Below are 13,316 nucleotides of genomic sequence, written 5' to 3'. Positions count from 1 at the left end.
GAATGGTGGTCGGTACAAGATTTGAACTTGTGACATCCTGCGTGTGAAGCAGGCGCTCTACCGCTGAGCTAACCGACCCTTTTTGCAGCTCAAGGAGCCGCGCGGGCGGGTGAGGTAAGGTCATCCGCCGGGAATTGCAAGAAAAGTTTTGCGTTCTTTTTGAGAAAAAGGGGCTGGAAGGCTTAAGCCGGGTTTTTGTCGAGATTGAAAGAGGCATGGACGGCCCGGGCCGCGTCTTCGATTTTCAGCTCGGGAACGGTGACCGAGATTTTGATCTCGGAGGTGGAGATCATGCCGATATTGATGTCGTGCTCGCCGAGGGCTTCGAACATTTGGGCCGCTACGCCGGAGTGGGAACGCATGCCGATGCCGACCACGGAGAGCTTGGCAATGCCGGCCTCGGTCTCGATGCGGGCGTCGTCGGAGATATCCTTGACCACGGGCTGGAGAGCGGCTTGCGCGCGTCCCAAGTCATTGGTGTGCATGGTGAAGGAGTGGCGGGCACGACCGTCGGAGGCGATGTTGGAGACGATCATGTCGATATTGATCTCGGCCTCGGCGAGGGCCTTGAGAATTTTGCCCGACATGCCGGGCTTGTCGGGAATGCAGGTGATGGTGACGCGCGCTTGCGAGCGTTCGATTGAGACGCCGCGGATGACGACGGATTCCATGTTGGGGTGTTCTTCGATCACAATGGTGCCGGGATTGTTGTTGAGAGAGGAGCGCACTTCAAACTTTACGCCGAATTTTTTGGCGAATTCCACCGAGCGCGACTGCATGACTTTGGTGCCGACGGAGGCGAGTTCGAGGAGTTCGTCGTAGGAGATTTCGGGAAGCTTGCGGGCATCGGGGACGATGCGGGGATCGGCGGTGTAGACGCCATCGACATCGGTGAGGATTTGGCAGACATCGGCTTCCAGAGAGGCGGCGATGGCGATGGCGGAAAGGTCGGAGCCGCCGCGACCAAGGGTTTGGATATGGCCTTCGGCATTGATGCCCTGGAAGCCAGCCACGATGAGAACTTTTCCTTCCGCCAGGAGCTTTTTGGTCTGACTGCCGTCGAGGGAGTCAATGCGGGCGCGGGTGTGGGAGCCGGTGGTGCGGAGGCCGGCCTGGCGCCCGGTGATGGAGAGAGCGGGGACTCCCAGCTCGTGCAGGGCCATGGTGAGAAGAGCGATGGATTGTTGTTCGCCAGTGGAAACCAGCACATCGAGTTCGCGTTCCGGTGGGTTGGGAGACATCTCGTGGGCCATCGCGATCAGCTTGTCGGTGACGCCGCTCATGGCGGAGACCACCACGGCCACTTGGTGGCCTTCTTCATGCAGAGACTTGACGCGTTGGGCGACATTGCGGATGCGATCGAAGGAACCGACTGAGGTTCCGCCGTATTTTTGAACGATGACCATGACTTGCGGCGGGCGGTCTAACCAAGGGAAGGGGGAGGTGGCGAGGAAATTCTGTCGCGAATGGGTCTCCCGATTGGGGGAGGGCGGGAGGGCGGGAGAGACCGCAAGCTGGAAGCTTGGGGCCACGGTTCTGCAAGCTAGAAGTTCGCAACCACTTCGAAGCTTGGGGCCGCGGTTCTAGCAAGCTGGAAGCTGGCAGCGACTTGGGGGCGGGGCTTTCTTTGTCTCCCACAAGAAGATCCCTTGAGTGGCAAGCTTCCCGCCCCTAGGATCGCCAAACACGATGGCTACCACCCGCAACAGAACGCGCCGATGGATCCTCCGGGAAGCTCCTGGAGCGGAGCCCTCGTGCCCGGTCGTCAGGGAGTTGCATCCGGTTCTGCGCCGTCTTTTAGGGCAGCGGGGCTATGTGGAGGAGGGCTTGGTCGCTGATTTTCTGGAACCTCGTCTGCGCGATTTGAGTGATCCTTTTGACCTGCCGGAAATGGAGCTGGCGGTGGCGCGGATTTTCCAAGCGGTCGATGCGGGGGAAAAAATTTGTGTCTACGGGGATTATGATGTCGATGGGATTAGCTCCATCACTCTCATGGAGACGGTTTTGCAGGCCTATGGGGCGGAGGTGCGTCACTTCGTGCCGGTGCGCAGTTCAGAAGGCTATGGGCTCAGCGAGGCCGCCATCGCCCGTTGCATGGCCGAGGGGCCGCAGCCGGATTTGTTTGTGACGGTGGATTGCGGAACGGTTTCCCACGAGCCCATCGGGCAACTGCGGGGGCAGGGGATCGACGTGATTGTGGTCGATCACCATGAGCGCGGGGAGGCGGGGCGTCCCCCTTGTGTGGCCTTGATCAATCCAAAATTCGAGGAAACTCCTTACAGCTATCTTTGCGCGGCGGGGGTGGTCTTTAAGCTGGCCCATGCGTTGCTCAAGACCCGTCCTTTGCCGGACTTCGATCTGCGCAATGTGCTCGATCTGGTGGCGGTGGCGACGATTGCTGACATTGTTCCCCTAGTCGGGGAAAATCGTTTGCTGGTGCGCCACGGCTTGCGCCGTCTGCCCAAAACGATGAATGCGGGCCTGCGGGCCTTGATGGGGGTGACGGGTCTCAACGGCCACGCTAGTAGCAGTGATGTGGGTTTCCGCATCGGTCCCCGAATCAATGCCGCTGGTCGCATGGACCGACCCGATGAGGCTCTCAGCACGTTGTTGGCGGAAAGCCCGGCTTCGGCCAAGGAGCTGGCGGAAAGATTGGACTCCTACAATCGCGAACGGCAGAAGATGGAGCTGCGCATCCTCGCCGAGGCTGAGGCTCAACTCGCGGAAACCCATGACGTGGAGGATGAGCCCGTCATCGTGGTGGGTTCGCGTGCTTGGCACCCTGGGGTGGTTGGCATTGTCGCCTCGCGCCTGATGCGGAAGTATCACCGTCCCTGTTTCGTGGTGGCCATCGACGAAGAAGGGGTTGGCAAAGGCAGTGGTCGGAGCGTGGAAGGGGTTTCCCTGGTGGAGGCCATTCGCAATGGTGAGGAATTTCTCATCACGGGTGGTGGGCACCACATGGCGGCGGGAATCAGCGTCCACGAAGAGCAGTTGGAGAATTTTCGCCATTCCTTCTCGGAATTTGTTGCCCGCACGGCCCGGCCGGAGGACCTCGAGCCCAAGCTTTCCATCGATGGCGAACTCGACTTGGGCGACCTCGATCTTGATTTTCTCCATCAGTATGAGCGCCTGCAGCCCTTTGGCTCTGGCAATCCTGTCCCGGTCTTCGTGGCGCGCAATGTCTGGCTCTCCGAGGAGCCCCGAGTGCTGAAAAACAATCACTTGAAACTGTGGTTGCGCCAGGGGGGGGCGGAGAAGGACGCTATGTTCTTCGGGGGCGGGGAGCGTGATTTGCCCGAGCCTCCTTGGGACGTGGCCTTCACCATCGACCGAAATTGCTTCCGTGGGGTGACCAGTTGTCAGATGCTCGTGCGCGACATCCGCCCCGCCGGAGAATTGTAAAAAAAGACCAGTTGCATGACTTTACCCGAACTGAAAGTCGCCCTCGAGGCCACCGGGGTGACGCCCTCCCGCAAATTGGGGCAGAACTTTCTCCACGATGCCAATGTGGCGCGCTGGATTGGCGAGCAGCTCGATCCTCAGCCGGAAGATTGCATCGTGGAGGTCGGGCCCGGCACCGGTGCTCTCAGCGAGCATCTCGTTGGCAAAGTGCGCAAGCTGGTGCTGGTGGAGTATGATCAGCGGCTGGCCCAGTATCTGACCGAGAAGTTCGCCGACGAGCCGTCGGTGGAGGTGCACAGTGAGGATGGCGCGCGCTTCGACATTCGCCCGCTTTGGGCCGAGGGCCCGGTCAAGATGCTGGGCAATCTGCCCTACTCGGCGGGGGGAGCCATTCTGCGGAATTTTCTCAAGAGTCCCACTCCGGTGGACCGCGCGGTGATTATGCTGCAAAAGGAGGTTATCGATCGCATCCTGGCCGAGCCCCGCACCAAGGCCTACGGGGTGCTGACCCTGCGCATGCAGAGTGAGTGGGACTCCGCGCCCATCAAGACCATCGGGCCGGAGTGCTTCCATCCCCGGCCTCTCATCGACTCGACGGTGATGATGTGCCGGCGGCGGGCCGAGTCGCTTCCGGTCTACGATCGCCGTCTCTTTGACGAACTCATTCGGCGGGGCTTTGCGCAACGGCGCAAGATGCTGCGCAAGGCGATGCCCGACTCTCCGCCCTGGCCCGAAGTGGCGGAGAAGGTCGGTTGTAGCGAGACCGCCCGCGCGGAAGAGCTCAGTTTGCCTCAATGGGTGGAGCTCACCCGTTGCTACGACGAGACCCTGGCCGCGCCCGCCCAAAGTGACGATGAAGTTTTCGATGTCGTTGATGAACAGAATATCGTGACCGGGCAGGCCACCCGGGCGGAAGTGCATGAGAAAAATCTTCTCCATCGCGCGGTGCATGTGCTGGTGGTCAATGGCAAGAGCGAGGTCCTTCTCCAACAGCGCTCGCGTCTAAAAGATCAGCAGCCGGGGAAATGGGGGTCCAGTGCGGCCGGGCACCTCGACGCCGGCGAGGATTACGAAGCTTGCGCCCGCCGCGAGTTGGGCGAAGAGCTGGGCATCGAAACAGAGGACCTCCCTCTCAAACTGGTTGGGGAGATTCCCGCCAGTGAAGAGAACGGCTGGGAATTCATCCAGCTCTATGTGACGGTCTACTCCGGGGTGCTGCGCTTTCCCGCCAATGAAGTGGAAGCGGTGGAATGGCTGGGCCAAGAGGCCCTCCGCCAGTGGTTGCGAGCGAGGCCGGAGGATTTTTCCGGCGGCTTCAAGGAATGCTGGCAGCTGCTGGAGAGCCAGTCCTGATCATCGGCGATGGTTTCTTTGAACCGTAAAGGCACGAGGCTACCAAGGAGGGAAGGGTCTCCAAGAGCATGTTTTATTTGACCGGAATGAGCTTTTTGCCATTGGCCGAAAGCTCATAGAGTTGCGGCATGTCCCCCTGGCCGGATTGCATTTGCACGGTTTTGTGGAAAAGCCAGCGGTCAATGATGATGAGTGGGGTGTCGAAAGGAAAGGCTGCGGGAAGCTGGGTGAGAGGGGCAAAGCGGCCTTTGTTGCGGTGGCCTTCGGGGCGCGGAGGGGCCAGTTGGCGGGGGGTGAAGTCGGAAGGAAACCAGACTGCAAAGGGAATCCCTCCGGGGGCGGGGATTTCGTGATAAGAGCCCAAGCTGGAGCGCAAGGCGTAAAAGGCGAGCCAACCAGCCGTCAGCAGGAGAAAGGTAAAGCCGAGAAGGCGGAGAGTTTTGGCAAAAGAGAAACCACTGCCCATTGATCCCTTCATCTTACCTCAGGCCTTCTTCTTACCCGCGTTCAAGAAGAGAACCAAGGCCAAAGCCAGCGCCGTGCCCACCACGCCAAAGGCGGTCAGGGCGATACGTTTGATGTTGTTGAAGTCCTTCTTCGTGAATTCGTCTTGGCCGGGAGGGGATTGCCCGGGATCGGCGCGCACGATGAGCCCGTCCTCGCTCAGTTCGACAGCGGTGAGCTTCTTCATGATCGGCCCCAGGGTGTCGTCGGTCAGATAGGGTTGTGTGATCTGATGGTCGGAAAGGTGGGCGCGGAACTCGGCGGGCACCTTCCCCTTTTCGGAATCGATGGCGGTGAGGTCGAGAAGCAACTGTCCGGCCTCCAAGCGGGGCTGCGCGGTGAGGACTCCGTTCAGGTAGCGCTTTTCTCCTCCAGTCAGGGGATTGCCATTCAGTGGGTAAGAGATGCGCACCTTGGCCCCTTGGGGGGAGAAGCTCTCTACCGCAAAGGTGCCTTGCAAGGGCTTGAACTGCTCGTGCGCGGCGATGGCGAGATTGAAATCCCGGGCACTCAGGGTGAGCTCGGCGGTTTCTTCCCCTGCTAAGGCTAGGCCCTGAAACCCTTCCAGTCGCTGGGTGAGATCATTGAAGGCCTCCACGTGTTGGGAGGGGTCGAGCACGGGGGCGGGGATGGGCTTGCTCTGGGTGAATTGTTCGATCTCGTCGAGTTGGCGGAAGAGGGAAAAGAGGGTCCAGCCCACGAAAAAGAGCATCACCACCCCGGCGACGAGGATGATGGAGCATCCTGCGAAAGGGGATTTTTGGGCTTCTTTGGGCGCAGGAGAGGACTCGGTGGAAGGCGACATGAGGGGCCTTTTAGGAGTGGATTCCGCTGCAGGCAAGTCGGGATGGCGGGCTGTTTGCGATTTGGCATTTGCCTTTTTGGGAAAGGCCTTATGGTCCCGCCATGGCACGCGTGATGGTTGGTCTTTCGGGGGGAGTGGATTCCTCGGTGGCAGCGGCTTTGCTTCTGGAGCAGGGCCACGAAGTGGTGGGCGGTTATATGAAAAACTGGATCAATGACGAGGGCATCAAGGGTGACTGTCCCTGGGAGCAGGACGTGGAGGATGCCCACGCCGTGGCCAAGCATCTGGGTATCGAATTCCGGGTGGTCGACCTCGTCGATCATTACCGCGAGCGCATCGTGGACTACCTCTTGGCGGGCTACCGCGAGGGCATCACTCCCAATCCGGATGTCTTTTGCAACCGCGAGATGAAGTTCGGGGTCTTTCTCGACTATGCCCTTTCCCAGGGCTTCGAGGCCGTGGGCACGGGGCACTACGCCCGGCGTCGCGAGCTTGCCGATGGTTCGGCGGTGGTCTTGCGGGGGGCGGACCCGAACAAGGACCAGTCCTATTTCCTGGCCATGATGAAGCCGGAGCAAGTGGCCCGAGCCCGCTTTCCGGTGGGCGAGCTCCTCAAAACCCGTGTGCGCGAGGAAGCCCGGCGCTTCGGACTCCCTACAGCGGAGAAGAAGGACAGCCAGGGCATCTGCTTCATCGGCAATATCAAGATGAGCGACTTTCTCACTCACTACGTGGAGGATGACCCGGGCGAGATCGTCGATTTGTCCGGCCAAGTCCTCGGCTCCCACCGGGGTCTGCACCTCTTCACCCTCGGGCAGCGCAAGGGCCATGGAGTGGCCTCTCCCCGTGAGGGGATGGCCTACGTGGTGGTGCGCAAGGAGCCGGAAAGCAAGCGCTTGGTGGTGGCTTACGAAGACGATAAAGGGAGCGGCCTCTTCTCCAGCGAAAGCGTGGTGGGCTCGCTTTCCTGGCTCAATGGGCCGCGCGAGGGATTCCTGGAGGCCCAGCCTCGCTATCGCGCCAAGTCCGAGCGAGTGCGGGTCACTGCGGAGGACGAGGGCCGCGTGCGCTTGCAATTCGAGAGGCCCCAACGGGCACTGACCCCTGGCCAAGTGTGCGCCTTTTACGAGGGAGGCCAGCTCCTCGGAGGAGGCGTTTTTGAGGAAATCCACTGAATGCGCGCGGGCCAAGTGGAAATTCGTTTCAGTTTTCTAAAATAATTTTCCGAGTATGACAAAACTTCCCGCCTTCCTCGTCACGGACGGTGGTAGTGCTCAACTTTCTTCGTCGTCCGGCAGCAAAGCTTCCTTTCTGTAAGGAGCTGATAAAGTCGTTATCTCCTGTTTAAGAGTGGACTAGGTGCTTCTCGGTCCGCATGTGAGCCTGGGCGACGAAAGGTGGATTTTTCTTCTCCCGTGCTTTCTGAAGACTGGAGGGCCGGGTGAAAACCGGAGGGAGATTTTTTGGAATTTAGCTCGTAAAACTTAAAAATTTTATTTTCCGGAAAAGTGGTTATTCTTGAGCTTATGAATTCGAGCATGGTCCCCGTTTCCCTTGCTGGTTCCGCCCCTTCTTCTGTCGAACTGGCGAGTTCGTTGAAAGACAGGCTGCTTCAGGCGGCTCTGTTGGAGCGGGTTCTTCAGGCTGCGGAAGGCCATGCCGCGTCGCTCCCCGGGTTATCGGGGCAGCAGGAATTGCTGAATGACTTTTTGGCCGCCGGGCGGGAATACCGCAGTGCCTTGGCGCGGGAGAGTCGTCATTGCCCGCGTTACGCCGCGTGGTGCCTCGAGCGGGCCGCCGAGTTGGCGCAGTCCTTGGGAGGGCCGGAGGAGGTGCCCGAGGGCGAGCTTGGGCAGGGCTTGCGCATTTTCACCCGCCATCTGGGAGGGGTCTTGCAAAAGGGAAATTACTCGAAGTGTGGTTGATAGTCTTCCTCTTCGGGCGTTTCGTCTTTTTGAGGGGGTGAAGGGGGAGGGCCGATGCGGGGGACGACCAGTTCGTCGCTGTCAGCGGCAGGCGGGGAGAAGAGGGTCTTGATGCGGCCAAAGGAGACCAGCCCAGTCAAATCCAGGATGAGCAGGGCGAGAGCGGCTGCGACGAGCAGGGCGAGGCAGGAGAAGAGAAAATTAGTGAGCGGGTGCCGCGAAGCCGTCGAGGGGTAGCGGGCCGGAGAGATCGTTAGAGGAGGGGAGGATTTTTCTTCGCGTGCCCGTGGGACCGGAGGATTTTCGGACGGGGAGGCGATTTTTCGGGGAGTCCTCGCCGGTGGGGTTTTTGCGCGGGAGCTTGGGACCGCGGAGGGCTGCGGTGGGAGACTGGCCTCCGTTTGGGAGATTGCGGCCTTTGTTCCGGCCGCTTTTTTCGGGACCTCCGGAAAGGCTCGCTTGGCTGGCGGCCGGGCGGGCGGAGGAGGAGGGGATGGCAGGGGCAGGGGCGAAAAAGGAGTGGGCCGGGCCGGGGCGGTGGTTTCTTTCCCGCAGGAGGGGCATGGCCCGGTCACGCCAGCTTGTTCCGGAGGCACTTCCAAAATGATGCCACAGTGGGAGCAGTCGAAACGAAGAGGCGGAGAGGGCATGGCAGGGGGGAGTAGCAGGCCGCTTCAGGCCCCGCGGAAGGTGAGGGACTGGTCGGCGCTCACTTCGCGGTAGAAGCAGCTGGGACGTTTGGTGTGGCAGCAGCCCCCGCCCATTTGCTCGACTTCGAGGATGAGCGCGTCCTGATCGCAATCGGTGCGGATGGCGATGATTTTTTGGAACTCTCCGGAGGTGGCGCCCTTGTGCCACAGGGTCTGGCGGCTGCGGGAGTAATAGACGGCCTCTTGTTTTTCCAAAGTCAGGGCCAGGGACTCGGCATTCATGTAGGCCAGCATGAGGGGCTCCTTGCTCTTGGCGTCGATGGCCATGGCTGGAATGAGCCCGTTTTCGTCAAATTTGGGCATGAAAGTGAGCCCGTTCTCGATGGCGTCTTTGTCGGTGCGTTCGGAAAACATCAGGAATTGGATGGTGGCTTGTTCTCGGGAGAAATTTTGCTTTTGGCTGGAGGAAGGGTGAGGGCATGGAGAGCGGCCTCAATCTCGTGATTGACTTCGTTGACCACTGCTTTGGCCGCCATGTGCAGGGCATTGCGGATGGCCAGGGAGGTGGAGGAGCCGTGGGAAATGATGACCGTGCCGCGCACACCCAGGAGGGGGGAGCCCCCGTAGGTCTCGTAGTTGGTGCGCTCTTTGACATTCCCAAAGGCCCCCTTGGAGAGGAGGGCCCCAAGGACGCGGAAGGGGTTGCGTTTGAACTCCTTCTTGAGCCACTTGGACATGGCCTTGGCGGTTGCTTCGCAGGATTTGAGAACGACATTGCCGGTGAAGCCGTCGCAAAGACAGACATCGAGACGGGTCTCGAAAAGGTCGTGCCCTTCCACATTGCCGCGGAAGTCGAAATTGGCACGGCCGGACTCCACCATGTGGCGGAGAAGGACGAGGGCCTCCTTGGTCAGGGTCGTGCCCTTCTCCTCTTCTTCACCATTGGACATGATGCCCACCACCGGGCGTTGCACCCCCAGCACGTTGTGGGCGTAGACCGAGCCCATCACCGCATAGGTGGCCAAGTGCTTGGCCTTGGCCTCGGGATTGGCCCCGGCGTCGAGGATGTTGCAGGTGCCGTGCTCGTTGGGGATGGGGGAGGCGATGCCCGCCCGATCCACTCCTTTGAGCAGGCGGAGCTTGATGGTCGCCGCAGCCACCGCCGCGCCCGTATTGCCTGCCGAGACCACGGCATGGGCTTGGCCTTGCTTGACGAGGTCGTTGGCGACTGAAATGGAACTCTGGCGCTTGCGGCGGACTGCCTTGGCCCCCGATTCATGCATTTCCACCACCTCCGGGGCATGCTCGATGCGGTGGCGGTCTCCGCTCAAGCCATGCTGAGCACAGCTCGCCCGCAGCACTTCCTCATCGCCGACGAGGATGATCTGCTCAATCTGCGGGTAAAGGGCTAGCGCGTCGCGAGCCCCGATGACGTTGACCTCGGGGGCATTGTCGCCGCCCATGGCATCCAGTGCGATAATCATTGTCCGGTCAAGGGTAGGGGGTGGAGGAAAAACATGCAAAAACGGCGACGGGAATGCCGTCGCCGTCCATAAAATCGGTCAAAGGTGCTTTCGTCGAAAGAAAAAGTTACACCACGTCGACGTCGAGGACTTGACGTTCGCGGTAAGTGCCGCAGGAGGGGCAAGCAATGTGTCCGGGGACCCGGCTGCCGCACTCGGGGCACTCCTTGAGCAGGGGCTTGCGCCAGCGGTTCGCACCACGGCGCATCTTCTGCTTCATCTTGGAGGTTCTGCGTTTTGGAGATGCCATAATTCAGGAAATGGTTAAGATTGGTCCGAGTCCAGGGCGTCGAGAGCCGACCAGCGACTGTCCCCCGCCTCGGGGGGCGCGGGGTTTACACTATCGGACTGGGGGTTGTCCACTGCTAAATAACGGGAATCGATCTCACAGTCCTGCGGAGTGTCCGCAATATCGCAGGTGGGATGGTTGGGAACCTCGAGAAGAAGCTCCTCCCGCAGGGCCTCGGTGGCGTCCACTTCCCCGAAATTTCCAATCTCCAGAGAGAGGGCAGCCTTGGGCAAGCGAATGGTCTTGATGAAGGGGTGCAGGGTGCGCACGCACTCGAACTCAAAGGGACAGGAGAGGGAGCCTTGTAGCAAAATTTCGCCTTCAAAGCGCTGGATCCAAAGGTCATAGGAAAGAGGTCCCTTCGGCTGGGGATCGCGGGGGCCGAGATCGAAAAGGGTGGCCTCCAGCTCGCCGCTCATCTGCTTCCCTTCCTCGGGAAGAGTGCCGAGATCGATAATCAGTTTGTTCATGAGAAGATTGTAGATTGAAAAATGGTCTTTGGGTATTGAAATGAAGTCGAGGTGCGCATTCCAGCTGACATTTTACTCGGAGCCTACGCCGAAGGAGTTTTTCCTATGGCCGAAGAGGGCGAAATTTTTTGGTTCTCGCCTGAGAAGCGGGGCCTCATTCCAGTGGACGAACGCTTTCACATCCCCCGGGGCTTGCGCAAGGCTCTTCGCAAAGAACCCTACGAGGTCCGGCGCGATACCGCCTTCCAAGCCACCATGGAGGGATGTGCCAGCCGCGAGGAGACCTGGATTGATGAAGTCATCGTGGCGAGTTACGGTGAACTCTTCGACCTCGGCTTCGCCCATTCCTTTGAATGTTGGGACGAAGAGGGCCTGCAAGGCGGGCTCTACGGGGTGCGCATCGGTCGCGCCTTTTTCGGCGAATCCATGTTCAGCCGCAAGGTCGATGCCAGTAAAATCGCTCTCGTGGCTCTGGTAGAATGGATGCGGGAGGAGGGGATGACTTTGCTCGATACCCAGTGGATGACCGAGCACCTGCGGCAATTTGGTGGCTACGAAGTTCCCCGCGGGGTCTACAAGGAACTCCTGCGGGAAGCGATCGCCGATGAAGCCACCGAAGTTCCTTTTCGTTGAAGAAATCCGGTCTTTTTCGAGGTTTTCCCTTTACACCCCGGCAAAGAGACGTAGTCTCCGCCTCCCTCACCGGAAAATCTTATGAAAGTTTTGAGTTCTTTGGCTTCAATGAAGCGCCGTCACGCAGGATGTCAGGTTGTGAAACGCAAGGGCACCCTCTACGTGATCAACAAAACTGACCCCAAGTTCAAAGCTCGCCAAGGGACCACCAAAGGCACCAAGCTTTCGAAGAAGGGCGTCAAGTAAGGCGCGCCCGGCGCATGCGGCGTCGGGATTTCACTCTCGAAAAAGAAGCGACCCTCGCGGTCGCTTTTTTCGTGCCCGGATCTCTCCGCCTCCGCCCAAGAGATTCTCAATGGCTCTCCTTCCTTGGGGGCACCTCTTCCCGTTCTCCTTCCATCGCTTTGAGAAGAATCTCCAAGGCTCCTCCACTCATCATGATTTCCCGAATGAGACAGAGCAGAGAGAGAGCCATCAAAATGAGAGCGGTGGCAAAGGCGAGCAAACCCACCAGTGGCCATTCCGCAATAATGGTCAGCATTGCGAGCACGCAGAGGAGCAGGCTAATGGCTCCGAACAATTGCATGAGCCGGATGAGCACGAGACGGCGGCGGAGATTGTCAATCTGGATGGCGAGGAGCTCATCGTGGTCCCTTTTCCAGCTCGAGTGCAGCGTGCGCACCAGCGCGGAGAGGTGGAGGAAGCGGTTGGTGTAAGAGAGAAAAAGCAGGCTGATGGCGGGAAAGAGCAGGGCCGGGGTGGAAACTTCGAGAGACATGCTGGCCGTCATGCTAGCGCGTCCCATGCCGATTGCCCAGAGCGCCGCAGGGGGAATTTTCGAGGGGAAAAAAGAGGGGAAAGGGGGAGCTTTGCGAAGGAGGGCAATTTTTCCACAAGAAATTCCCTCCAGAGGTTGACGGGGTCGGCAAATTCTGATTTTCTCCCCCTCCCCTCAACGACTGGACCGGTGGCTGAGTGGTCGAAAGCGCTCCCCTGCTAAGGGAGTATACTCCAAAAGGGTATCGAGGGTTCGAATCCCTCCCGGTCCGCCACTTCCCTAAAACGCTGTAATCAATTTGATTGCGGCGTTTTCTTTTTGCCGAGGTTCGGTAGTGACACTAAAAGTGACACTGTGTCCACGCGGATTCGCCATGATTCGCCAGTGGGTAAAATGGTTCGTTCACATTTTGCGCTTCTCAGGAAACGAGGTATTTTGAGAGCGGATGAAGGGGCGCACTGATACAAGACAAGAGAGCAACAAGCCCGATGACCATAAGGTGCAGGTTGCTTTAGAACGGCTTGCAGCAAAAGAGGAGGAGAAGAAGGCAGAAAAGAAATGTAAGGTCGCTCAAGCAGAGGAAAATAGGAGAAGGGGAGCGGGAAAGGCACGCGGTAAGAGAAAGGCGAAATTAGAGCGCAGTAAGCTAAAAAAGGCAAAGAACGACGCGGCTGGGAAAAGAAAAGCCGAACTTTGCTTGAGCCCGGAAGAGAAAGAGGAGGAGGTGGATGCTCTGAGAAGACCGCGGTATTGTAAAAAGAAGAATAGATCTTCTCAAGGTGGGCTAGATGGAGAACGCGTTGACACTCTTGCGAGCAAAGTCAGAGAGATAGAACTCAAAGGGGGCTGCAAGATTGGAAGAACCTGGGCCAGAATAACTCCAGACTGAGGTGGACCCCGAAAATCGGGCCAGGGGTTAAGCGATAATTTTGGTGGTGAGGAGCGGCGAAAAACGCCAAACCCAACCAAATAAAATGAAAG

Annotated in this window: 16 protein-coding genes and 2 tRNA genes; 8 read left to right on the top strand and 10 right to left on the bottom strand. The window is 59.2% G+C overall.

Translation table 11 applies throughout. The features are described 5' to 3' along the window. Positions 1 to 3: 3 nt before the first annotated feature. Both JIN78_RS14385 and JIN78_RS14380 read right to left on the bottom strand, forming a co-directional pair. A tRNA-Val gene (locus JIN78_RS14385) sits at positions 4 to 78 on the bottom strand. A 104-nt stretch (positions 79 to 182) separates the two neighbouring features. Beyond that, positions 183 to 1,406 carry an aspartate kinase gene (locus tag JIN78_RS14380; protein ID WP_200392697.1) on the bottom strand — a complete coding sequence of 408 codons (1,224 nt, stop codon included), beginning with the start codon at positions 1,404 to 1,406 and terminating at the stop codon, positions 183 to 185. Positions 1,407 to 1,689: 283 nt separating this feature from the next. On the opposite strand from JIN78_RS14380, the gene recJ reads away from it, so the two are divergent. Continuing rightward, complete coding sequence (recJ, locus tag JIN78_RS14375; RefSeq protein ID WP_200392685.1) at positions 1,690 to 3,405, top strand: single-stranded-DNA-specific exonuclease RecJ; 1,716 nt, start codon at positions 1,690 to 1,692, stop codon at positions 3,403 to 3,405. 15 nt (positions 3,406 to 3,420) lie between these two features. Beyond that, the gene (gene rsmA, locus JIN78_RS14370; RefSeq protein WP_200392684.1) at positions 3,421 to 4,758 is read left to right on the top strand and encodes a 16S rRNA (adenine(1518)-N(6)/adenine(1519)-N(6))-dimethyltransferase RsmA; all 1,338 of its coding nucleotides are present in this window, start codon (positions 3,421 to 3,423) and stop codon (positions 4,756 to 4,758) included. 73 nt (positions 4,759 to 4,831) lie between these two features. On the opposite strand, the gene JIN78_RS14365 is transcribed toward rsmA, so the two are convergent. Together JIN78_RS14365 and JIN78_RS14360 are read right to left on the bottom strand one after the other, a co-directional pair. Continuing rightward, positions 4,832 to 5,236 carry a hypothetical protein gene (locus JIN78_RS14365; RefSeq protein WP_200392683.1) on the bottom strand — a complete coding sequence of 135 codons (405 nt, stop codon included), beginning with the start codon at positions 5,234 to 5,236 and terminating at the stop codon, positions 4,832 to 4,834. A 6-nt stretch (positions 5,237 to 5,242) separates the two neighbouring features. Further along, entirely contained in the window at positions 5,243 to 6,067 is an 825-nt protein-coding gene (locus JIN78_RS14360) for a hypothetical protein (RefSeq protein WP_200392682.1), read from the bottom strand. 113 nt (positions 6,068 to 6,180) lie between these two features. Between JIN78_RS14360 and mnmA the strand changes: the two genes are divergently transcribed. Continuing rightward, positions 6,181 to 7,242, top strand: a complete 1,062-nt coding sequence (gene mnmA, locus JIN78_RS14355) for a tRNA 2-thiouridine(34) synthase MnmA (protein ID WP_234038008.1) — start codon at positions 6,181 to 6,183, stop codon at positions 7,240 to 7,242. A gap of 351 nt (positions 7,243 to 7,593) precedes the next feature. Beyond that, positions 7,594 to 7,992: a hypothetical protein gene (locus JIN78_RS14350; RefSeq protein ID WP_200392680.1), complete on the top strand. Its 399-nt coding sequence runs from the start codon at positions 7,594 to 7,596 to the stop codon at positions 7,990 to 7,992. Here the strand turns inward: JIN78_RS14350 and JIN78_RS14345 are convergent. The 5 genes from JIN78_RS14345 to JIN78_RS14325 form a co-directional block, all read right to left on the bottom strand. Further along, entirely contained in the window at positions 7,974 to 8,642 is a 669-nt protein-coding gene (locus JIN78_RS14345; protein ID WP_200392679.1) for a hypothetical protein, read from the bottom strand. The two genes, JIN78_RS14350 and JIN78_RS14345, sit on opposite strands and share 19 nt — an antisense overlap. Positions 8,643 to 8,666: 24 nt before the next feature. Continuing rightward, positions 8,667 to 9,056 (bottom strand): phosphoribosyl-AMP cyclohydrolase, encoded by a 390-nt coding sequence (hisI, locus tag JIN78_RS14340; RefSeq protein WP_200392678.1) that lies wholly within the window; start codon positions 9,054 to 9,056, stop codon positions 8,667 to 8,669. Then, positions 9,056 to 10,126, bottom strand: coding sequence for a phosphate acyltransferase PlsX (plsX, locus tag JIN78_RS14335; RefSeq protein ID WP_200392677.1), 1,071 nt, complete (start codon positions 10,124 to 10,126; stop codon positions 9,056 to 9,058). The genes hisI and plsX overlap by 1 nt, the downstream gene beginning before the upstream one ends. A gap of 106 nt (positions 10,127 to 10,232) precedes the next feature. Further along, positions 10,233 to 10,415 carry a 50S ribosomal protein L32 gene (gene rpmF, locus JIN78_RS14330; protein WP_200392676.1) on the bottom strand — a complete coding sequence of 61 codons (183 nt, stop codon included), beginning with the start codon at positions 10,413 to 10,415 and terminating at the stop codon, positions 10,233 to 10,235. A 14-nt stretch (positions 10,416 to 10,429) separates the two neighbouring features. Further along, positions 10,430 to 10,924, bottom strand: coding sequence for a DUF177 domain-containing protein (locus JIN78_RS14325; protein ID WP_200392675.1), 495 nt, complete (start codon positions 10,922 to 10,924; stop codon positions 10,430 to 10,432). A gap of 51 nt (positions 10,925 to 10,975) precedes the next feature. Between JIN78_RS14325 and aat the strand changes: the two genes are divergently transcribed. Together aat and ykgO are read left to right on the top strand one after the other, a co-directional pair. Next, positions 10,976 to 11,557 carry a leucyl/phenylalanyl-tRNA--protein transferase gene (gene aat, locus JIN78_RS14320; protein ID WP_200392674.1) on the top strand — a complete coding sequence of 194 codons (582 nt, stop codon included), beginning with the start codon at positions 10,976 to 10,978 and terminating at the stop codon, positions 11,555 to 11,557. Positions 11,558 to 11,638: 81 nt separating this feature from the next. Then, complete coding sequence (ykgO, locus tag JIN78_RS14315; protein ID WP_200392673.1) at positions 11,639 to 11,803, top strand: type B 50S ribosomal protein L36; 165 nt, start codon at positions 11,639 to 11,641, stop codon at positions 11,801 to 11,803. 106 nt (positions 11,804 to 11,909) lie between these two features. Here ykgO and JIN78_RS14310 read toward each other — a convergent pair whose 3' ends face one another. Then, entirely contained in the window at positions 11,910 to 12,335 is a 426-nt protein-coding gene (locus tag JIN78_RS14310) for a DUF2721 domain-containing protein (protein WP_200392672.1), read from the bottom strand. A 183-nt stretch (positions 12,336 to 12,518) separates the two neighbouring features. On the opposite strand from JIN78_RS14310, the gene JIN78_RS14305 reads away from it, so the two are divergent. Next, positions 12,519 to 12,609: transfer RNA gene (locus JIN78_RS14305), tRNA-Ser, on the top strand. A gap of 171 nt (positions 12,610 to 12,780) precedes the next feature. Continuing rightward, positions 12,781 to 13,224, top strand: a complete 444-nt coding sequence (locus JIN78_RS14300; RefSeq protein ID WP_200392671.1) for a hypothetical protein — start codon at positions 12,781 to 12,783, stop codon at positions 13,222 to 13,224. Positions 13,225 to 13,316 lie beyond the last annotated feature (92 nt).

It is taken from the genome of Roseibacillus ishigakijimensis, from assembly GCF_016595415.1.
GTDB classification, from domain to species: Bacteria; Verrucomicrobiota; Verrucomicrobiia; order Verrucomicrobiales; family Akkermansiaceae; genus Roseibacillus; species Roseibacillus ishigakijimensis.
Note: the sequence above shows the minus strand (reverse complement) of the source record. Positions and strands in the feature narration are given on the sequence as shown.

Bases quoted from the DNA above. Each gene is read 5' to 3' on its own strand.
- JIN78_RS14380 (WP_200392697.1), bottom strand. From the start codon at position 1,406: ATGGTCATCGTTCAAAAATACGGCGGAACCTCAGTCGGTTCCTTCGAT.
- recJ (WP_200392685.1), top strand. From the start codon at position 1,690: ATGGCTACCACCCGCAACAGAACGCGCCGATGGATCCTCCGGGAAGCT.
- rsmA (WP_200392684.1), top strand. From the start codon at position 3,421: ATGACTTTACCCGAACTGAAAGTCGCCCTCGAGGCCACCGGGGTGACG.
- JIN78_RS14365 (WP_200392683.1), bottom strand. From the start codon at position 5,236: ATGAAGGGATCAATGGGCAGTGGTTTCTCTTTTGCCAAAACTCTCCGC.
- JIN78_RS14360 (WP_200392682.1), bottom strand. From the start codon at position 6,067: ATGTCGCCTTCCACCGAGTCCTCTCCTGCGCCCAAAGAAGCCCAAAAA.
- mnmA (WP_234038008.1), top strand. From the start codon at position 6,181: ATGGTTGGTCTTTCGGGGGGAGTGGATTCCTCGGTGGCAGCGGCTTTG.
- JIN78_RS14350 (WP_200392680.1), top strand. From the start codon at position 7,594: ATGAATTCGAGCATGGTCCCCGTTTCCCTTGCTGGTTCCGCCCCTTCT.
- JIN78_RS14345 (WP_200392679.1), bottom strand. From the start codon at position 8,642: ATGCCCTCTCCGCCTCTTCGTTTCGACTGCTCCCACTGTGGCATCATT.
- hisI (WP_200392678.1), bottom strand. From the start codon at position 9,056: ATGTTTTCCGAACGCACCGACAAAGACGCCATCGAGAACGGGCTCACT.
- plsX (WP_200392677.1), bottom strand. From the start codon at position 10,126: ATGATTATCGCACTGGATGCCATGGGCGGCGACAATGCCCCCGAGGTC.
- rpmF (WP_200392676.1), bottom strand. From the start codon at position 10,415: ATGGCATCTCCAAAACGCAGAACCTCCAAGATGAAGCAGAAGATGCGC.
- JIN78_RS14325 (WP_200392675.1), bottom strand. From the start codon at position 10,924: ATGAACAAACTGATTATCGATCTCGGCACTCTTCCCGAGGAAGGGAAG.
- ykgO (WP_200392673.1), top strand. From the start codon at position 11,639: ATGAAAGTTTTGAGTTCTTTGGCTTCAATGAAGCGCCGTCACGCAGGA.
- JIN78_RS14310 (WP_200392672.1), bottom strand. From the start codon at position 12,335: ATGTCTCTCGAAGTTTCCACCCCGGCCCTGCTCTTTCCCGCCATCAGC.
- JIN78_RS14300 (WP_200392671.1), top strand. From the start codon at position 12,781: ATGAAGGGGCGCACTGATACAAGACAAGAGAGCAACAAGCCCGATGAC.